Genomic DNA, 17,494 nt, shown 5'->3' with positions numbered 1-17,494 from the left:
GAAACGCGCAAGGCGATGGATGAAGCGGCGAAACACGCGACGAACGGGCGGCGTTTTTAACGCCGCCCTTCGCGTTACAAGCCCAGCTCCCGTTCCAGCGCCCCCATCTCCCGCCGCCATTCACGCTGCAATTGCGGCTTCTGATGCTTGGGCTTGCGCGCCAGGTCCGCGCTCAGCAAGGCCTCCAGTTGATACAGGCGCTCCAGCTGCCGCTCCGCGCCCTTGGGAACGGACGCGTCGCCGGACGCCGTCGGCTGATCGGCCACGGGCGCGACGGCCTGCGGGGTGAACAGCTGGGCGTAGGCGCCGGCGGCGTCCGGCCACTCCCGCAGCCGGCCCTCGCTGACCACCCAGAAGCGGTTGCACGATTGTTCGATCAACTCGCGGTCGTGCGACACCAGCAGGAAGCCGCCGGCAAAGTCCGCCAGCGCCTCCGCCAGTTCCCGCTTGCCGTCCAGATCCAGGTGGTTGGTCGGCTCGTCCAGCCACAGCAGGTGGTAGCTGGCCAGCGACAGCGCCAGAAACAGCAGCCGCGCGCGCTCTCCGCCGCTGAGAGTGGCCACGGTCTGTCCGTGGCGCGCATAGGCGAAACCGGCGGAAATCAGCGCCTGCCGCCGCTCCGCCTCGCTCAGCGGCGCGAAGGGGTACAGCGCGTCCGACAGCGCGGCCGCGTCGTCCAGCCGGCGCAGCGACTGATCGTAATACGCGACGCGCGCCGCCGGGTGCGGCCGCCAGCCCGCGCCGGCCTCGCCTTGCAGCCAGTCCTGCCAGCACTGGCGCAACAAGGAGGACTTGCCCGCGCCGTTGGCGCCCAGCAAGGCCACTTTGTCGCCGCTGCGCAGGCTCAGCTCGTCGGCCTCGAACAAGGCCGGCAAGCCGGGCGCGGCGCTCACCTGCAAGCCCTCGAAAGCCTGCAAGCGGTCCGCCGCCAGCGCTTGGCCTTGCAGCCGCAAGCGCCACGGACTGCCGCGGCTGACGAAGGCTTGCTCCTCCTTCAGCCGGTCCACCCGCTTCTGCATGGACTTGGCCTTGCGCACCAGCTTTTCGTTGTCGTGCTCGCGGCCCCAGATCGCCAGCCGCTTGCTGCTGGCGTTCAGACGGTCTATCTCCTTCTGCTCGCCGGCGCAGCGCGCGCGCGCGGCGTCGTCCGCCTCCGCCAGCGCAACCCGCGCCTGGCTGCACGGCAGCTCGAAGCGGTACAGGCGCTGGTCCCGCAGAATCCAGCTGTGCGAAGTCACCGCGTCCAATAGCCGCGCGTCGTGGGACACCAGGATGAAGCCGCCCTGCCAGCGGCGCAGAAAGTCTTCCAGCCACAGCAGCGACGGCAGGTCCAGATGGTTGCTGGGCTCGTCCAGCAGCAGCAGATTGGGCTGGCGCAGCACCGCGCGCCCCAGCAGCAGCCGGGTGTGCTGGCCGCCGCTGAGACTGGCCGCCGGGGTGTCGGCCGCGGCCGACAGTTCCAGCTCGTCCAGCAGGCTGTCCACCCGCCAGCGCTGCTCCGGCTGACGGTCCACCGCCTCCAGCAGCGCCGAGCGCGCGCTTAAGCCCGCCAGCCTCGCCGGCAGGTGTTGCTCTACGTATTGCAGCCGGCACAGGCCCGCGTATTGCACCGCGCCGGCATTGGCTTCGCGCTGGCCGGCCAGCACGTCCAGCAAGCTGCTCTTGCCGCAGCCGTTATGGCCCAACAGGCCGATGCGGTCGCCCAGTTTTACGGTAAAGGAAAGGTCCTGGAACAGCGGGCCGTGGCCGGCGTCCAGTTGCAGGGATTGCGCGGAAATCAGGGTTGTCATGCTCTTGCTCTCGTTTTTTCGGGACGTGACAGTCCCTGTCAACAGGAGCGCTGGCGACAACATGGGAGTCGGGAAAGACTCGGCGAGTGAAACTCGAAGTGAAGAGTGGCTTTGCTCCGACCCGGTTATCGCAGCGCGATGGAACTCGGGCAAGAGCCGGCAAATGCGCTAAACAAGCGAACCAACATTTCTGGGCGCGCAAATTGAAGCATATTTACCTCCTTTCTTTTTTATTCAAGGTGATGGAAACCCGAAGTGTAAACCAAGCGCGGCCGCCTATTCCAGTCCCGCCCGCGTCCGGCGACGCCGGCGGCGCACTCCTGCTAGACTGGAGCGCCCTTCCCACCCCGCAATCACTCAAAGGCCCGCCATGACGCTCATCCGCCTGCAAGACTGCCCGCCCAGCCCATGGAAAAACGGCGGCGGCAGCACCCGGCAATTGCTGATCTCCCCGGCCGAGGCCGGCCTGGACGATTTCGACTACCGCGTCAGCCTGGCCAGCGTGGCCAGCGACGGGCCGTTCTCGCGCTTCGACGGCGTGGACCGGCAGTTGCTGATCCTGCAAGGCGCGGGGCTGGAGTTGGAACTGGACGGCCGCGGCAGTCTGCGACTGACGCCGGGCGGCGAGCCGCTGGCCTTCGCCGGCGAAACCCCGGCGCAAAGCCGGCTGCTGGACGGCCCGCTGACCGATTTCAACGTGATGACGCGGCGCGGCCGCTACCGCTCGCGCCTGGACAGGCTGACGCTGGACGGCGCGCTGGAATTACGCGCCGACGCCGAGCTGACCCTGCTGCTGGCGCTGGAGGACGGCGCGCGGCTGTGGCATGACGGCCGGCCGCAGCCGCTGGCGGCCTGGGACGCCGCCGTCGCCCGACGCGGCGAAACGCTGCGGCTGCAAGCCGCGCGACCGCTGTCGCTGTGGCGAGTGGAACTGGAAGCCGTCGATCCGGCCTGATCCGGCCTATAATCGTTTAGGCCGTTGAAATAGGCCAAAAGGCTTTTTCACCACAAAAGGAGATTCCCATGGCATCACCTGTTTCCTATATCGAGATCGGCGCCGGAGACGCGGCCCCTGTCGGCGCCTTCTTCGCCGAACTGTTCGGCTGGAGCTTCCATCCGATGGGCACGGACGGCGGCGGCTGGTTTCAGGCCGGATCGATTAAAGCCGGCCTGCACGGGGGAGATACCGCGCCCCGGATCGATCTCTTCTTCCAGGTGCCGGACCTCACGGCCGCCGTGGAGCGCGTGCGGGCCTTGGGCGGCCAAATCGACGGCGGCATCGCGGAGGAGCCGGGCTTCGGCAAATTCGCTCAATGCCATGCGCCCGGCGGCCTGAGCTTTGGCTTGCATCAGCCCGAGGCCGCCGCGTCCGCGTCGACATAAGCAAAGACCAGCGCCACGCCAACGACGGGATCTCGGTCCGCCCCCGCCACGGAGCGCGGGCGGACCGAGCACGCTTATTTCTGCCGCGTCACCCAGCTGCGCAGCGACACGCCGCCGGGAATGCCGCGGCACTGCGGCGCCTCGGCGGCGTGCATCAGTTCGAAGCGGCCGCCGGTCCAGGCCCAGGCGCTGCTGACGTTGCAATCGCCTATGCCCCGCCCCTTGGCGTAGCTGCTGAGCACGCCCTGATTGAATTCGGCGTTCATCAAATAGGCGGCGTCGCCGTCGGCCAGCTTGGCCAGCGCCGGCCGATACGGCGGCTTATCGTTGGCTATCCACACGCTGAAGCCGCCCTGATAAGCGCCGCGGCCGCATTCGCGCAGCACCAGCACCTTGTCGGCGCTCAAGCGGTGGACGTCTATCGTCGGGTTCTCCGCATCCGGCATATCCTCCCAGCAGCCGCGCTCGCGCACCGCTTTGAGAATGGGCGCCGCCAGCGCGGCGTCGCCGGGCCGGGCCGCCACCACCACCGGTTTCAGCAAAGGCGCCGGCAAGGCCGGCGGCACCGAGGCTTCCGGCTTCGCGCCCTTTTTTACCAGCGCGCCGGGCGTGCCCAGACGGCCCTGGACCTCGTCCATCTTCAGCAAAGCGGCCTTGAGGCCGGCCAGCGACAGCGTCCATTGCAGCTTGCCGTCGCCTAGGCTGATCGCGTCCGCGTTGAGCATGCGCGGCAGCAGCTGCGCCATCTGCCCGGCGCTCAAGCTCTGCTCCGTTTTCAAGCCGCTCAGTTTGAAATCGCCCAGCCGCAGCGTCAGCGGCCCCGCCTTGCCGTCGTCGGCGTCCGCCGCGATCAACTCCCCGGTCAGCGGCGCATTGGGGCCGCCGTCGCGCTTGAGCAAGAGGCTGACCGGATTATCGCCGTCCGCGGCCTGGGTGCCGTTGGCTTCGCAATGGCGGGTGTTGTCGCAGGCCACCGCCCAGTCCTTGTACGACTCCGTCTTGGCCCATGCCGCGGCGGGCAGACTCAGCGCCGCCAAGGCGGCCATGATGTGTATTCGCATGATTACCCTTCGTTGTATTCCATGCCGGCCGCGCAACGGCGAGGCCAGACCGCCAAAGCGCAGCAGGCATGACGCAAACGCTCAGTCCCGCTGGCACACCCGGAGCCGATGCCCGTCCGGGTCCAGCATCAGGAAGGTGCGGCCGAAGACCTCGGTACTCGGCGGCTGCGCGATGCGCAGATCGGGATCGTTCCGCCAGACCTGATAGAGCTGGTCCACCGCCTCGCCGGATGCCAGCATGATACCGGCTTCGACGAATCTCGGGACATCGGCATGCGGCGCGTCCCCGCCGCTCCACAAGGCGAACAGCGCCTCGCCGCCGGCGCTGAAGGCGACGTAACGCGGGCTGACGAACACCGGATCGGCGGCGAACAAACGGCGGTACAGCGCGGCGGAGCGCTGGATATCCGTCACATACAGCAATTGCAGATTGGCTTGGGGGGTCAAGGTCATGACTTGCTCCTTTTCACTGGAATGCGGCTTGCGCCGTGGAAAAGAACCAGTCTGCCTGCCCCCTGCTGACAGCATGGCGTCAGCAGAGCGCGGCTTTTCTGCGCCCACGCGCCGACGCCAACAGCGCCAGCAGCATCAGCGCCGCCGCCAGCCCAAAAGCGGCGCGCGCGCCGGCGGCCACTTGCTGCGGCGCAGCGGCGGCGATGTCCGCGGCTCCGCTGGCCGCGGCGAACACCGCGCCCATCAAGGACGCGCCGGTGATCAAACCCAGATTGCGCGACAGACTGAGCAGGCCGGACACCAGGCCGCGCTGCCGCGCCGCGGCGCCGGTCAGCGCCTGAGTGTTGTTGGCGGCCTGGAACAAGGCGTAGGCGGCGGTGATCAGGGTCAGCGGCAACAGATAGCCGGCCAGGCCCAGGCTGGCCGGCAGCAAGGCCAGCGCCAGCGCGCCCGCGCCTATGCCCGCCAGACCGGAGCGCGCCGAAGCGTCCGCGCCGCAGCGGTCCACCAAACGACCGGCCGGCACGCCGCTCAAGGCCGCCACCAGCGGCCCCAGCGACATCGCCAGGCCGACGCCGGCGGCGTCCAGGCCCAGCCCCCGCGCCAGATAGAACGGCCCCACCACCAGGGTGGCCATCATCACCGTGGACACCAGGGCGTTGCCGAGCAGACCGGCGGCCAGCGCCGGGTCTCTTAGCAGGGCCAGGTTCAGCAAGGGCGAGGCGGCCTTGGACTCGGCCCGCAAGAAGGCGCGGCCGCCGACGACGGCCGCCAGCAACAAGACGGCGTTGAGCGCGCCGAAGCCCCCCTGGGCGTGATCGGGCTTCAGGGTCAAGCCCAGCGCGTAGGCGGCCAGGGTCAGCGCCAGCCAGCCGCTGCCGGCGAGGTCGAAACCGACGCGCTCGGCGGCGGGGCCGCTTGGCGCCGGCACGCTGCGCCAGACCAGACCGAAAGCCAGCGCGCCCAGCGGCAACATCGGCCAGAACATCGCGCGCCAGCCGAAGCCCGCGATCAGCGCGCCGCCCAGCGACGGGCCCAGCGCGGTGCCGACGGCGGACATGGCGCCCAACAATCCCATCGCCCGCCCCACTTCGCCCTGCGGGGCGATGTCCGCGACAAAAGCCATACCCAGGGCCAGCATCAAGGCCGCGCCTACGCCCTGCAAGGCGCGTCCGGCGATCAGCGCCCAGAAGGCGTCGGCCGCGCCGCAGCCGGCCGAGGCCGCGACGAACAAGGCGATGCCGGCCAGCAAGGCGCGCCGGCGGCCGAACTGATCGCCCAGCCGGCCGGCGTTGACGCTGGCCAGCGTGATCAGCAGCAGATAGGCCAGCACCACCCATTGCGCCTGCTGGAAGCTGATCCGAAAGGCCGCGGCCAAGGCCGGCAGGCCGACGTTGGCCACGCTGGCGCCCAGCGAGGCCAGCAGGATAGACAGCGCCAGGCCGGCCAGCGCGGCGGCGGAAGAGGACGAAGAGGATGGAGAAACAGACATGAGGGCGGCTCCCGCCCGCATCCGGCCCCGAACGCCGGGGCCGTCGACACGGACCCGATACAGGCTACGCCGCCGCCACAGCAGGCGGAAGACGCATGGTTTACACTAAATAGTTGCGTTTGACGCCAGGTATCGCTGTACTAAGAGTGGCTAACAAAAATCAGTTTCACGACTGAGGCAAGGCGCGCCGACGCAGGCAGTACTTGAGTACGGCAAGTCGGCGCAACGCAGCATCAGGGGTTTGTTAGCCGCTCTAATGAGTCTGTGTACCATCTGCTGCGCTGCGGCGGGATTGTAGACAAGAGCGTTGAAAACGGCTTCGAAATGCTCATCTACCACGTGTACATTCCGCTTTCTCAGCCGTTTTCGTCTTGCCCTTGCTCGCGAGACATTGAATAGGCTCTTTAAGGCGAAGCCATGCCCATACCCGATCTCAATCTGCTGATCACCCTGGACGCGCTGCTGAACGAAGGCAGCGTGGCCCGCGCCGCGCGCCGCCTGCAGCTCAGCCCCTCGGCGATGAGCCGCGCGCTGGCGCGCTTGCGCGAGGTCACCGGCGACCCGCTGCTGGTGCGCGCCGGCCGCGGCCTGACGCCGACGCCGCGCGCGCTGGAACTGCGCGAACGGGTGCACACGCTGGTGCTGGACGCGGAAAGCGCGCTGCGCCCGGCCGGAACGCTGCGGCTGGACCGCTTGCAACGCAGCTTCACCCTGCGCTGCAGCGACGGTTTCGTCGAAAACTTCGGCCCGCGGCTGCTGGCGCGGCTGCAAGGCGAGGCGCCGGGCGTGCGTCTGCATTTCCTGCCCAAGCGCGACAAGGACAACGCGCCGCTGCGCGACGGCGCGGTGGATCTGGACACCGGCGTGGTGGGCCACGAAGCCGGGCCGGAGTTGCGGGTGCGCATGTTGTTCCGCGACCGCTTCGTCGGCGTGGTGCGCGCCGGCCATCCGCTGGCGGCCGACGCCGTCGACATCGCCCGCTACGCCGCCGGCCGCCATGTGTTGGTAGCCCGCCGCGGCGGGCTGGTCGGGCCGGTGGACGAGGCGCTGAACGCGCAGGGGCTGCGCCGCGACGTCGCGGTCACCGTGGGCGGCTTCGCCGCCGCGCTGGCGCTGGCGCGCGCCAGCGATTTGATCGCCACCGTGCCGGAGCGCCACACCGGCCATCTGCGCGCCGGCCTGCACAGCTTCGCGCTGCCGCTGGCGGTGGCGGAGATCACCATTTCCATGATCTGGCATCCGCGCCTGGACGCGGACCCGGCGCAGCAATGGCTGCGCGCCTGCGTCAAGGCGGTGTGCGATGAACAATTGGCGACGGAAGCCGCCGTTTGAAGCGCGCCGCTCTAAAAACCTGTTTACCTGCGTATCGCCGACGCGCAGCAGATCGTAAACAGGTTCTAAAGCGCTTCAGTAAGCTGGCGACTCCATGACTCGCTTCAACGCTGACTCGCTTGCCAATCCATTAGGCAGCCAATCAACTTCTGATCACTCATATTCAGTGAGGTAAAGTATGCATAGTTTTTATAAGACGCTGATGGTCACATCTTTTTGCTTAATTCCGGCAACTTGCTTTTCTTCTGAGAAAGGGGCTCAAATGAAATCAGATTCATTCGGCTATTATGATTTAAATATTGGCGATTATTCAGCGCCCGAACAACATCACGACCTGCCTAAAGAAGGGAATGGCCATATTGAAGTCAGCTTGGATCGTAATTTTTCGATTACCTTTCCTGACAATCCCTCAACAGGAGCCTCTTGGGGCTTAAGGACACTTCCTGAGGAATTGATGTTTCTGAGTTCCAGCCATAAACCATCTGACAAATGCGGCGTCGTCAACAATGAGGGCGTGCCGCCAGTTGGATGTGGCGGATTTACAAGCTATATATTTAAAGCATTAGAAAAAGGAACCGGGACAGTAAGATTTGAGTATGGCCAACAGTGGAGCAAGGATGCTAAAAAAGTCATAACGGTAAAAGTTACTGTTAAATAACGGAATAGTTCCGAGCGATCATATCGGCACTATTCTCTCAGAACCTGTTTACGATCTCGGGAGCTAAGGCGAGACAAGGCGAAAACGAGCGAAAAAGCGGAATGTACGCGTGGTATATGAGCATTTTGAGCTTGTACTCACCTGCAACGCTTCACAAAACGCGGCAGACATTGAACCGGCTCTAAACGTAAATCTCGCCCCTCAGATACAGCCGCGCCTGCCCCAGCAAAGCCACTTCCGCGCCTTCCACCCGGCACTCCAGGCTGCCGCGCCTCGCGCCGCCCTGGCGCGCCTGCAAGCGGGTCTTGCCCAGCACGCCGGCCCAGTACGGCGCCAGCCAGCAGTGCGCCGAGCCGGTGACCGGGTCTTCGTCGACGCCCACGCCGGGGCCGAACCAACGGCTGACGAAATCGCAGTCCGCGCCGCGCGCGGTCACCGCCACCCCGCGCTTGGGCAAGCCGCGCAGCCGCTGGAAGTCCGGCCGCAGCGCCGCCAGCCGCGCCGCGTCGTCCAGCACCACGATGTAATCGTCGGCGGCCAGCACCTGGCCGGCGTCCAGGCCCAGCGCCGCCAGCAGGCCGGGCGGCTCGGCGCAGGGGCGCGGCGTCACCGCGGGGAAGCGCAGTTCGATGAGCTCGCCGTCGCGCCGCGCCGTCAATTCGCCGCTGCGGGTCTGGAAGACGATGCGTTCGCCGCGCCAGCCCAACTCATGGAACAAGACCCAGGCGCTGGCCAGCGTGGCGTGGCCGCACAAATCCACCTCGGTGGTCGGCGTGAACCAGCGCAGCGCCATTCGTTCGCCCTCCGCCACCAGGAAGGCGGTCTCGGACAGATTGTTTTCCATGGCGATGGCTTGCAGCGCGGCGTCCGGCAGCCAGGCCGGCAAGGGACACACCGCCGCCGGATTGCCGTGGAACACCGCGTCGCAGAACGCGTCCACCTGGTAGATGGGAATCTTCATGCCTTGTCCTCCCGCGCATCGCCGCGGATTTCGTCCAGATAGTTGTAGACGGTGTAGCGGCTGACGCCCAGCGCCTCCGCCGCGCGCTCCACCCCGCCTTTGACGATGAACAGGCCCTGCTCCAGCATCTGCGCCACCGCCTGTTTCTTGTCCGCCTTTTTCATCCGCGCCAGCGGCTTGCCGCCGCGCTCCAGCGCCTGGGCGATGATGTCCTGCATCGCCTCGTCCATGGCCGGCGGCTCCGGCGCGGCCGGAGGCGGCGGCGGCGCGCGGCCCACCAGCGCCTGCAGGCAGGCCAGCGCCGCTTCCAGCTGGCTGCGGTCGCTGTTCAGGCACAGCGCGGCGAAGGGTTCGCCGGCGGCGGTCTTGAAGACGGCGCTGGCGGACAGCAGCCGCCGGCCGTCGCGGCTCAGGGTGTGGTAGCCGGACACCAGCGCCGGTTCCGCGCCGCCCTGACGCATCGCCTGTTCGATGGCGGCGAAACCGCGGTCGCCGGCCGGGCCGCCCAGGATGGCGTCCCCTAGACGGCGGCCGGACACATGGCCGTTCTCGATGGCGACGACGGAGCGCTCCGGCCGGCTCAGATCATGCAGCACCACCTCGGTGTGCGCGTCCACCATGGCCCCCACCAATTTGACCGCGGCGCTCAAGGCGCGCAGCACCGCCTGTTTTTCCGCCTGGGCCGGATCGGCCGCCGGTTTCGGGTCTTCCATGCGGCCGCCCGTCAACGGTAAAGACTGAATTTGCGCGTCAGCGCGCCCAGCGCCGCCTCGTCGCCGCACAAGGCCACGCCCCAGTATTCCAGCGCGGCGGCCGGGGTGGCCGCGGTGCGGCGCAGTTGTTCGGCGCTGCCGCCCTCGCCCATGGTGTCGGTGAAGTCGACGCAGACCACGCCGGCCTCGGCGGCGGCCTGACGCAGCCGCTCCAGCTTGGCGGAGTTGTCCGCGCGCAGCACGATGAAGGGATCGGCCGAGATCGCCGGGTGCACGCCGCCGTCGGCGTCCACATAATCCACGTGGTTTGCCGCCGCGTCCGCGCGCCGCAGCCGGCAGGCCAGGGCCAGCGCCAGATGGCCCAGCACATTCATCGCCCGGCCCAGCTCCAGCCGCTTGTGGATCACCGCCACGTATTTGCGTTCCGCCTCAGACATCGCCGCCGTCCTCCGCCTCATGCTCCGCGCGCAACAAGGCGTAATTGGCCAGCGACAGATAGCGGCCGTCCTTCCATTCGCACTCGCGGCTGACGCCCTCCAGGGTAAAGCCGACGCTACGCAACAGTTTACCGGAGCCCAGATTGTCCACTTCCACTTGCGCGTAGACGCGGTTGAGCGGGAAGCGGCGATAGGCCAGCCTCAGGAAACCGCGCAGGGCTTCCCGCATATAGCCGCGGCCCCAGTGTTCCGGCAGCAGCCAATAGCCCAGTTCGGCGCAATGGTGCTGTTCCGACCAGGAGCTGATGCCCACCGCGCCCAGGAAGCGCTCATCCTCCCGCGTTTCCAGCGCCAGCCACAGGCCGCTGCCGTCGGCGCGGATGTCGTCGAACCAGCGCATCTGCGCGCGGCAGTCCTCCTCGCTGGCGTAATGGATGCCGTAATGCTTGATCACCTCCGGGTGCGACAGCCCGTAAAACACATTGGGCAAATCCTCGGCGCGAAATTCGCGCAGCGTCAGCCGTTCCAATTGCAACATCGTTTCCCCCTCACGCCAGCGGCCCAAGCTCGAATCTTGCCGGGCTTGGGCCGCCATAATTCAACAATTTGTTGAAATTTACATTTTTTGTTGAATTATTGCAAGAGGGGCTCCACGCCGTAGACCGCGTCGCGCAGATCGGCGACGAAGCGCCCGGACATGCCTTCGTACAAGGTATTGGTGAAGGCCACCACGCTCAGGCCGCGCGCGCGGTCCACAAACCAGGAGTGGCCGTAAGCGCCGCCCCAGCGCCAGGTGCCGGGCGATTCCGGCGAGGCGGCGGCGGCCGGATCGCGCAGCACCGAGAAACCCAGGCCGAAACCGAAGCCGGGCATTTCCGGCAGTTCCTGCGTTCCGGTGTGATTGCGCCCCATCTCCTCCACCCACTCCGGCGGCAGCAAGGGCGCGCCGCCCTGGCGCAGCGCCTCCAGCAGGCGCAGGAAATCGTCGGCGCTGCCCACCATGCCCGCGCCGCCGGACGGATAGGCGCCGGCGTCCAGCGCCCGCTGCGGCGCAAAGCGTATGCCCACCGTGCCTTCGAACGGCGCCACGATCGCCGGCTGCTCCATCCGCCACGGTTCGGCCTCGCCGTTGACGTAGATCGCGGCCAGGCGGCCCGGCTCCAGCGCGTGAAAATCGGTGTCGTCCATGCCCAAGGGCTCTGTGACCCAGCGGCGCACCGCCTGCGGCAGCGGCTGGTCCGCCACCCGCTCCACCAGCGCGCCCAGCACGTCGGTGGCCAGCGAATAGCCCCAGGACTGGCCCGGCGTATACAGCAGCGGCACGCTGGCGATGCGGCGCAGATTCTCCGTCAGGGTGAGGCCGTCGGCGTCCATGCCGTCGGACACTCCGGCGCGGGCGTAGGGTCCGTCGCCGTCCTCCTCGAAAAAGCGATAGCCCAGGCCGGCGGTATGGCTGAGCAGCTGCCGCGGCGTGATCCGCGCCGGCGCGCCGTCCGCCAGCCGCGCCCGGAATTCCGGCAGCCAGCGGGCGATGTCCTCGTCCAGGTCCAGCCGCCGCCGCGCCGCCAGCGCCATCGCCGCCGTGGAAACAATGGGCTTGCTGACGGAGGCGAGCCGAAACAGCGCGTCCTCCCGCATCGGCAAGCCGGCCTCCCGGTCCGCCCAGCCGGCCGCGCGGCGGTAAGCCGGCGCGCCGTCCTTGGCCACCAACACCACCGCCCCCACCAGCCGCCGCTCGCTCAGCGCCTGTTCCAGCACCGCGTCCACCCGCGCGTCCAGGCCCGCTTCCAGACGGCTGGGCCGCACGCCGCATTCCACATTCGACATATCGCTTCCTTTGGCTTCAAAACAGCCACCACGATAAGCGACGGCCGCGCCGGGAAAAAGCGGGCGGCGCTCCGCGCTATCGTGAGAAATTGTCCGGAATGGGAGACCGGCGCTTCAGAGGCTGGCGCGTATGATGTCCGCCGCCCGCTCCACCTGCCCGCGCGTCACCAGGCTGCTGCTGATGAAGCGCACCAGATCCGGTTTCCAGGCCAGCGCCAGCACGCCCCGCTCCGCCAGTCTGGCCACCATGGCCTTGGCGTCCGCCGCTTCGATGAACACCATATTGGTCTCCACCGGGTACTTCAGCCGCGCCGCCGCGCTCAATTTGTCGCCCAGGATGCGGGCCTTTTCATTGTCTTCCTGCGTCACCTGCTGCCAGCGCCGCATCTTGTCCAGCGCGATGCCGGCCATCAGGCCGGATTGGTGCAGGCAGCCGCCGTACCATTTGCGGAAGACCTTGGCCGCCTCTATCTTGCGGGCCGGGCCGGCCAGGATGGAGCCGAAGGGCGCGCCCACGCCTTTGGAAAAGCAGAAGTTCAACATGTCCGCCGGCCGCGCATAACGCGCCGGCGCTAGATCCAGATGACTGCAGGCATTGAGCACCCGCGCGCCGTCCAGGTACAGGCTGAGGCCCATTTCGTCGCACAGCGCGCGCATGCGTCCCATTTCGTCCACCGGATAGACGATGCCGCCATAGCTGTTGATGCTGCTTTCTATCGCCACCACCTTGGGCACCGCGTACAGGCTGGACCAGCGCGCCTTGGCGTGGATGGCGATGCGCGCTTCGTCGGCGGTGAGCACGCCGTTCCGGCTATGGTAGGCATTCAGCACCAGGCCGCTGTTGGCGCTGACCGCCGAGGATTCGAAGAAATTGATGTGATAACCCACCTCGGTGACGATTTCATCGCCGGGCCCGGCCAGGCAGCGCAGCCCCACTTGATTGCTCATGGTGCCGGAGGGCATGAACAAGGCCGCTTCCTTGCCGAACAGCTCGGCGCAGTAGGCTTCCAGTTCACGCACATAACGGTCTTCGCCGTAGCAGTCGTCGCCGATCTTGGCGAAATCCAGCGTCTCCACGTCGCTCTTGCTGACCCGCGTCAGGGTGTCGCTTCTCAAATCGATGATGTCCGGCATGTCTGGCTCCGTTCGTGAACGTCGGCTGGAGGATGGCAAGCGGCGGCAAGGAAAGCGTCTGGCGAGCACGCGCGTCGGCGCCCGTCGTCCAGTCCGCGCCATTGGGCCAATGAAACGCGAAGCCGATGCTAGGGGCCGGACATCAATGATTCAACACTACTTTTGATAAGGTAGCCGCCGGTCGGCGCGCTAGTTATTCGTACGGAGTGCGATTTTACGCTGGAGAACTACCATGGTAGCCACGCCGCCAATCAGCGAGGCCATCATGAAAAACCTGAAATATCACGGCTTGTGGGCAGGCCTGTTGCTGCTGGACATCGCCGCGCTGTACGGACTGTCGCTGCTGATGGCGCAGCCTTTTTCCCGCCCGCAGCACGCCAGTCATTTCGCGCTGGGCCTGCTGACCACCGCGCTGGCGGCCGCGCCGATGATCCGCTTCCTGGTCATAGGCTGGGGCGCCCGCTACGAGGAATTCCGCAACCGGCTCAACAACGGCGCGCTGATCTATTATCTGCGCCAGTTCTGGCAGCCGCGCACCGACAAACACCCGCAACTGAACGCCTGGCCGCTGCCGGAAAACGAGGAGGTGGAGGCCGCCGCCGAGCAATTGTTCGAGCAGATCTACCGCGAGCACTACGGCCGCGCCGCCTTTCTCACGCCCATGATGCTGATGCTGATCGCCACCCTGTGCATGAGCGTGCTCTATCTGCTCGCCGTCAACGGACAGCTGGCCCTGCCCTTCGGCACCCAGATCGTCTGCGCCGCCATCGCCGGCGCCTATCTGTTCGTGGTCAGCGATATGGTGCTGAGCGTGCGCAAGCGCAGCCTCAATGTGGCAGACGTGTATTGGTACGCGCTGCGCATGATGCTGGCCATTCCCATCGGCGCGGCCGTCAGCGCCGCCGGCGACTCCGAAACCGTCTCCGCCGCGCAGACCGTGGCCGCCTTCGCCGTCGGCGCCTTTCCGATGGACTCCCTGTTCAAGCTGCTGCGCCGGCTGGTGGCGCTGAACCTGAACGCCAAGGAACAGCCGCAGGAAAACGACCAACTGATCCAGCTGGAAGGCGTGACCGCCAATATTTCCGCCGCGCTGGCGGCCGAGGGCGTCAACTCGATAGAACAATTGGTGTGCATAGACCCGGTGCTGCTCTCCATCCGCACCGGCTTTCCGTTCAAGTTCGTGTTGCGGCTGGGCTCCCAGGCCATCGTCTGGCGGCACTTCGGCCAACACGCCGCCGCCCTGTCCGCCATGGGGCTGGCGGACGCGCCCGCCATCGTCACCCTCAACGAGATGCTGAAAAAAGAAGCGGGCTCGGCGCTGCGCCAGCAGGCGGACAATGTGGTCGCCGACATCGTCGCCCGCTTGCAGGCCAAGGACGGCGCCGCGCTCTCTGCCGACACCGTCAAATTCAACTTCCGCCAGGTGGGCAAGGAAAACTACACCCGCTTTCTGATGGCGGCGCAAAAACAGGGCGGCTACGCCCGGCCGCCCTTGCGGCCGGTGCACGGTTTCCCGCACGCGGCCTGAGAACCTGTTCAAACTCTGCTGCGTTTCGTGAGACGCCCCACGGTGAACACGGCTTCGAAATGCTCATGTGCCACGAGTACATTCCGCTTTCTCAGCCGTTTTCGCCTTGTCTCGCCTTAGCTCGCGAGATCGTAAACACGTTCTGAGAACCCCTTGACGGTCAAGCGCGTCTCAGGCCTGGGCCTCCAGCACGCATTTGGCGATCTGCGCGTCCTGCACCGCCAGTCCGGTCAGGTCCGCCAGCGTGATCTCGTCCTCGCTTTGCCGGCCCGCCTGCTCGCCGGCCAGCACCCGCCCCAGCTCCGTCAAGCGTTCGCGCTCCAGCAGACCGGCGGCCAGCGCGTGCGACACCTCGCCGTAAGCCGCGCACTGGGCGACGGAGTCCACCACGATGCGGTCCGCGGCGGCCACCCATTCCGTCTCCAGTTCCTGCTTGCCGGCGGCGTCCGCGCCCACCGCGGTGACATGGCTGCCGGGCCGCAGCCAGCCGGCCCGCAGAATGGGCCGGGCGGACGGCGTGCAGGTGACGATCAGCCGGCAGGCGCGCGCCAGCGGCTCCGCGTCCAGCGTGGTCCGCACACGGTAGCCCTCGGCTTCGAACTCGGCGGCGAAAGCCGCCAGCTCGGTCTCCGAACGCCCCCACACCCACGTCTCCCGGCACGGCGTCACCGCCTGCAAGGCGCGCAATTGCAAGCGCGCCTGCAAGCCGGTGCCGACAATGCCTATCGCCTCCACCCGGCGCGGGGCCAAGACCCGCGCCGCCAGCCTGCCGGCCAGCGCGGTGCGCCAGGCGGTGAGCCAGCCCTCGTCCCGCAGCAGCGCCAACGGCGCGCCGGTACGGGCGCAGAAGCACAGCACCAGGCCCTGATTGCTGGGCAGGCCGCGCTTGGGATTGTCGTAGAAACCGGACGACACCTTGACCGCGAACAGGCTCTCGCCCTCCACATAGCCGGATTTCACGCAGCAATCGCCGTTGGCCGCGGCAAAGGCGAAATGCTGCACCGGCGGCAGTTGCGCGCGGCCGGCGGAATAGGCGATGAAACCCTGGCGCAGCAGTGCTTCCGCCCGCTCCAGATCCAGCCGCGCCAGGATTTCATCCTTGTTGAAGGTTTTCATGACACCGCCTTCAAAAACTTATCCAGCACGATGTTGCGGCCGCACAGCACCACCGCCACCTTTTTGCCCTGGTAGCGCGGCGCCTGCCGCAACAGGCCGGCCAGCGCCACGCCCGCCGCGCCCTCCGTCATCCAGCGCTCGCTCTGCGCCAGCAAGCGCAGCGCCGCGCGGATCTCCGCCTCGCTGACCAGCGCGCAGTGGCGGATCAAGGCCTGGCACAGCTCGAAAGTCACCGCGCCCGGCTCCACCCCGCCGGCGGTGCCGTCGGACAGGGTGTCGCCCTCGTCCACCTCGACGATGCGGCCGGCTTGCAGGCTGGCGTGCATAGTGGCCGCCGCCTCCGGCCAGCAGCCCACCAGTTCCGCGCCGGGCGCCAGGCGCCGCAAGGCCGCGCCGATGCCGGAAATCAGGCCGCCGCCGCCCACGGAGACAAAGACCGCGTCCAGCTCCGGGCACTGCTCGGCCAGCTCCATGCCCACCGTGCCCTGGCCGGCCACCACGTCCAGATCGTTGTACGGCGACACAAAGGGCAGACCCGCCCGCCGCGCCGCCTCGCCGGCGCTCAGTTCCGCCTCCAGCGCGCCGCCGTCCACCAGCTTGAGCTCCGCCCCCAGCGCGCGGATGGCGTCCAGCTTCACCGCGGCGGCGGACGCCGGCGCGTACACCGTCACCGGCACTTGCAACAGCCCGCCGGCCAAGGCCACCGCCTGGCCGTGGTTGCCGGTGGACGCGGCGATCACCCCTTCCCGCCGCGCCGCCGGGTCCAGCAGCCGCAGCTTGTTGCTGGCGCCGCGGAATTTGAAGGAGCCGGTGCGCTGCAGATGCTCGCACTTCAGATACACCTCGCAGCCGGTCAGGGCGGACAAGGCCGGGCTGTGCTCCAGCGGCGTGACCCGCGCCTGCGGGCGGATGGCCTGGTGAGCGGCGGCGATGGCGTCGAACAGGGAATCCAGTGTCATGCTTGCTCCTTCAGCTCTTTCAAATGCTTGAAAACCGTGGCGCGGCCCATGCCCAGCACATTGGCCACGTAGTTGGCGGCGTTCTTGCCGCGAAACGCGCCCTCGTGCAGCAGCGCCTCCACCAGCTCGCGCTTGTGCTCGCGGTTGAGAATGGACAGGCTGAGCTGGCGCTGTTGCAGCCAGCCGTGGATGAAACGGTTGATGCGCTCCTGCCAGTCGTCCTCGAACAACAAGGCCGGCTGCGCCACCAGCTTGCTGCCGGACAGGAACAGGTCCAGCGCCGCCCGCGCGCCCTCGAACACCGAGATGTCCAGGTTCACGCACATCATGCCGAGCACGACTCCGGCGTCGTCGCGCAGCACCACGCTGATGGAACGCAGCTTGCGGCCGTCCCAGTTCAGTTTTTCGTAAGGACCGATCACCGTCGCGTCCGGCGTGTTTTCCAGTTCGTCCAGGCCGGAATCGTCGCCCAGCTCGCGCTTGGAGAAATTGTTGGCGATATAGGCCACGGACTGGGTGGCCAGGTCGTGCAGCACCACTTCGGCATAGGGATAGAACAAGGTGGCGATGGCGTCGGCGATGGACTGGTAACGGGACAGCATGGCGGCACTCGCAATTGGATCAATGAATCCAGAGTAGACTTTGAAATC

18 protein-coding genes are annotated in these 17,494 nt (G+C 67.3%); 5 read left to right on the top strand and 13 right to left on the bottom strand.

Annotated features, from left to right (window positions below; translation table 11 throughout):
• Positions 1–74: 74 nt before the first annotated feature.
• Complete coding sequence (locus tag ACODSD_RS14265; protein ID WP_488877659.1) at positions 75–1,790, bottom strand: ABC-F family ATP-binding cassette domain-containing protein; 1,716 nt, start codon at positions 1,788–1,790, stop codon at positions 75–77.
• Between the two features lie 370 nt (positions 1,791–2,160).
• Here ACODSD_RS14265 and ACODSD_RS14260 point away from each other — a divergent pair, with 370 nt between their 5' ends.
• Positions 2,161–2,745, top strand: a complete 585-nt coding sequence (locus tag ACODSD_RS14260) for a HutD/Ves family protein (protein WP_488877658.1) — start codon at positions 2,161–2,163, stop codon at positions 2,743–2,745.
• Positions 2,746–2,813: 68 nt separating this feature from the next.
• Entirely contained in the window at positions 2,814–3,173 is a 360-nt protein-coding gene (locus ACODSD_RS14255; RefSeq protein ID WP_488877657.1) for a VOC family protein, read from the top strand.
• 74 nt (positions 3,174–3,247) lie between these two features.
• On the opposite strand, the gene ACODSD_RS14250 is transcribed toward ACODSD_RS14255, so the two are convergent.
• The 3 genes from ACODSD_RS14250 to ACODSD_RS14240 all read right to left on the bottom strand — a co-directional run bounded on the left by ACODSD_RS14250 (position 3,248) and on the right by ACODSD_RS14240 (position 6,179).
• A complete protein-coding gene (locus ACODSD_RS14250) occupies positions 3,248–4,234 on the bottom strand; it encodes a DUF1176 domain-containing protein (protein WP_488877656.1) in 987 nt (328 codons plus the stop codon).
• 81 nt (positions 4,235–4,315) lie between these two features.
• Positions 4,316–4,687, bottom strand: coding sequence for a VOC family protein (locus tag ACODSD_RS14245; protein WP_488877655.1), 372 nt, complete (start codon positions 4,685–4,687; stop codon positions 4,316–4,318).
• A 79-nt stretch (positions 4,688–4,766) separates the two neighbouring features.
• A complete protein-coding gene (locus ACODSD_RS14240; protein ID WP_488877654.1) occupies positions 4,767–6,179 on the bottom strand; it encodes an MFS transporter in 1,413 nt (470 codons plus the stop codon).
• 417 nt (positions 6,180–6,596) lie between these two features.
• Here ACODSD_RS14240 and ACODSD_RS14235 point away from each other — a divergent pair, with 417 nt between their 5' ends.
• Both ACODSD_RS14235 and ACODSD_RS14230 read left to right on the top strand, forming a co-directional pair.
• Entirely contained in the window at positions 6,597–7,511 is a 915-nt protein-coding gene (locus ACODSD_RS14235) for a LysR family transcriptional regulator (RefSeq protein WP_488877653.1), read from the top strand.
• 178 nt (positions 7,512–7,689) lie between these two features.
• Positions 7,690–8,169 carry a protease inhibitor I42 family protein gene (locus ACODSD_RS14230; protein WP_488877652.1) on the top strand — a complete coding sequence of 160 codons (480 nt, stop codon included), beginning with the start codon at positions 7,690–7,692 and terminating at the stop codon, positions 8,167–8,169.
• A gap of 181 nt (positions 8,170–8,350) precedes the next feature.
• Here ACODSD_RS14230 and ACODSD_RS14225 read toward each other — a convergent pair whose 3' ends face one another.
• The 6 genes from ACODSD_RS14225 to ACODSD_RS14200 all read right to left on the bottom strand — a co-directional run bounded on the left by ACODSD_RS14225 (position 8,351) and on the right by ACODSD_RS14200 (position 13,241).
• Positions 8,351–9,130: a PhzF family phenazine biosynthesis protein gene (locus ACODSD_RS14225; RefSeq protein WP_488877651.1), complete on the bottom strand. Its 780-nt coding sequence runs from the start codon at positions 9,128–9,130 to the stop codon at positions 8,351–8,353.
• Entirely contained in the window at positions 9,127–9,843 is a 717-nt protein-coding gene (locus ACODSD_RS14220) for a helix-turn-helix transcriptional regulator (protein WP_107799762.1), read from the bottom strand. Before ACODSD_RS14220 ends, ACODSD_RS14225 begins: the two co-directional genes overlap by 4 nt.
• A gap of 11 nt (positions 9,844–9,854) precedes the next feature.
• The gene (locus ACODSD_RS14215; RefSeq protein WP_488877650.1) at positions 9,855–10,280 is read right to left on the bottom strand and encodes a DUF2000 domain-containing protein; all 426 of its coding nucleotides are present in this window, start codon (positions 10,278–10,280) and stop codon (positions 9,855–9,857) included.
• Complete coding sequence (locus ACODSD_RS14210; protein WP_107799764.1) at positions 10,273–10,818, bottom strand: GNAT family N-acetyltransferase; 546 nt, start codon at positions 10,816–10,818, stop codon at positions 10,273–10,275. Before ACODSD_RS14210 ends, ACODSD_RS14215 begins: the two co-directional genes overlap by 8 nt.
• A 95-nt stretch (positions 10,819–10,913) precedes the next feature.
• Positions 10,914–12,107, bottom strand: coding sequence for a serine hydrolase domain-containing protein (locus ACODSD_RS14205; protein ID WP_488877649.1), 1,194 nt, complete (start codon positions 12,105–12,107; stop codon positions 10,914–10,916).
• A 114-nt stretch (positions 12,108–12,221) separates the two neighbouring features.
• Positions 12,222–13,241 carry a threonine aldolase family protein gene (locus tag ACODSD_RS14200; protein WP_488877648.1) on the bottom strand — a complete coding sequence of 340 codons (1,020 nt, stop codon included), beginning with the start codon at positions 13,239–13,241 and terminating at the stop codon, positions 12,222–12,224.
• 265 nt (positions 13,242–13,506) lie between these two features.
• Here ACODSD_RS14200 and ACODSD_RS14195 point away from each other — a divergent pair, with 265 nt between their 5' ends.
• A complete protein-coding gene (locus ACODSD_RS14195; RefSeq protein WP_488877647.1) occupies positions 13,507–14,769 on the top strand; it encodes a hypothetical protein in 1,263 nt (420 codons plus the stop codon).
• Positions 14,770–14,940: 171 nt separating this feature from the next.
• On the opposite strand, the gene ACODSD_RS14190 is transcribed toward ACODSD_RS14195, so the two are convergent.
• From ACODSD_RS14190 to ACODSD_RS14180, 3 genes are read right to left on the bottom strand one after another with little or no spacing between them, the layout of a single operon-like run.
• Positions 14,941–15,885: an ornithine cyclodeaminase family protein gene (locus ACODSD_RS14190; RefSeq protein ID WP_486635488.1), complete on the bottom strand. Its 945-nt coding sequence runs from the start codon at positions 15,883–15,885 to the stop codon at positions 14,941–14,943.
• Entirely contained in the window at positions 15,882–16,844 is a 963-nt protein-coding gene (locus ACODSD_RS14185; protein WP_233246696.1) for a threonine/serine dehydratase, read from the bottom strand. Before ACODSD_RS14185 ends, ACODSD_RS14190 begins: the two co-directional genes overlap by 4 nt.
• Positions 16,841–17,446, bottom strand: a complete 606-nt coding sequence (locus ACODSD_RS14180; protein WP_486635489.1) for a helix-turn-helix transcriptional regulator — start codon at positions 17,444–17,446, stop codon at positions 16,841–16,843. The genes ACODSD_RS14185 and ACODSD_RS14180 overlap by 4 nt, the downstream gene beginning before the upstream one ends.
• Positions 17,447–17,494: the final 48 nt, after the last annotated feature.

Source organism: Chromobacterium sp. FG22 (assembly GCF_057809415.1).
Note: the sequence above shows the minus strand (reverse complement) of the source record. Positions and strands in the feature narration are given on the sequence as shown.

What these genes read in the sequence shown, in the direction of transcription:
- ACODSD_RS14265 (WP_488877659.1), bottom strand. Translation starts at nt 1,790, where the DNA reads ATGACAACCCTGATTTCCGCGCAATCCCTGCAACTGGACGCCGGCCAC.
- ACODSD_RS14260 (WP_488877658.1), top strand. Translation starts at nt 2,161, where the DNA reads ATGACGCTCATCCGCCTGCAAGACTGCCCGCCCAGCCCATGGAAAAAC.
- ACODSD_RS14255 (WP_488877657.1), top strand. Translation starts at nt 2,814, where the DNA reads ATGGCATCACCTGTTTCCTATATCGAGATCGGCGCCGGAGACGCGGCC.
- ACODSD_RS14250 (WP_488877656.1), bottom strand. Translation starts at nt 4,234, where the DNA reads ATGCGAATACACATCATGGCCGCCTTGGCGGCGCTGAGTCTGCCCGCC.
- ACODSD_RS14245 (WP_488877655.1), bottom strand. Translation starts at nt 4,687, where the DNA reads ATGACCTTGACCCCCCAAGCCAATCTGCAATTGCTGTATGTGACGGAT.
- ACODSD_RS14240 (WP_488877654.1), bottom strand. Translation starts at nt 6,179, where the DNA reads ATGTCTGTTTCTCCATCCTCTTCGTCCTCTTCCGCCGCCGCGCTGGCC.
- ACODSD_RS14235 (WP_488877653.1), top strand. Translation starts at nt 6,597, where the DNA reads ATGCCCATACCCGATCTCAATCTGCTGATCACCCTGGACGCGCTGCTG.
- ACODSD_RS14230 (WP_488877652.1), top strand. Translation starts at nt 7,690, where the DNA reads ATGCATAGTTTTTATAAGACGCTGATGGTCACATCTTTTTGCTTAATT.
- ACODSD_RS14225 (WP_488877651.1), bottom strand. Translation starts at nt 9,130, where the DNA reads ATGAAGATTCCCATCTACCAGGTGGACGCGTTCTGCGACGCGGTGTTC.
- ACODSD_RS14220 (WP_107799762.1), bottom strand. Translation starts at nt 9,843, where the DNA reads ATGGAAGACCCGAAACCGGCGGCCGATCCGGCCCAGGCGGAAAAACAG.
- ACODSD_RS14215 (WP_488877650.1), bottom strand. Translation starts at nt 10,280, where the DNA reads ATGTCTGAGGCGGAACGCAAATACGTGGCGGTGATCCACAAGCGGCTG.
- ACODSD_RS14210 (WP_107799764.1), bottom strand. Translation starts at nt 10,818, where the DNA reads ATGTTGCAATTGGAACGGCTGACGCTGCGCGAATTTCGCGCCGAGGAT.
- ACODSD_RS14205 (WP_488877649.1), bottom strand. Translation starts at nt 12,107, where the DNA reads ATGTCGAATGTGGAATGCGGCGTGCGGCCCAGCCGTCTGGAAGCGGGC.
- ACODSD_RS14200 (WP_488877648.1), bottom strand. Translation starts at nt 13,241, where the DNA reads ATGCCGGACATCATCGATTTGAGAAGCGACACCCTGACGCGGGTCAGC.
- ACODSD_RS14195 (WP_488877647.1), top strand. Translation starts at nt 13,507, where the DNA reads ATGAAAAACCTGAAATATCACGGCTTGTGGGCAGGCCTGTTGCTGCTG.
- ACODSD_RS14190 (WP_486635488.1), bottom strand. Translation starts at nt 15,885, where the DNA reads ATGAAAACCTTCAACAAGGATGAAATCCTGGCGCGGCTGGATCTGGAG.
- ACODSD_RS14185 (WP_233246696.1), bottom strand. Translation starts at nt 16,844, where the DNA reads ATGACACTGGATTCCCTGTTCGACGCCATCGCCGCCGCTCACCAGGCC.
- ACODSD_RS14180 (WP_486635489.1), bottom strand. Translation starts at nt 17,446, where the DNA reads ATGCTGTCCCGTTACCAGTCCATCGCCGACGCCATCGCCACCTTGTTC.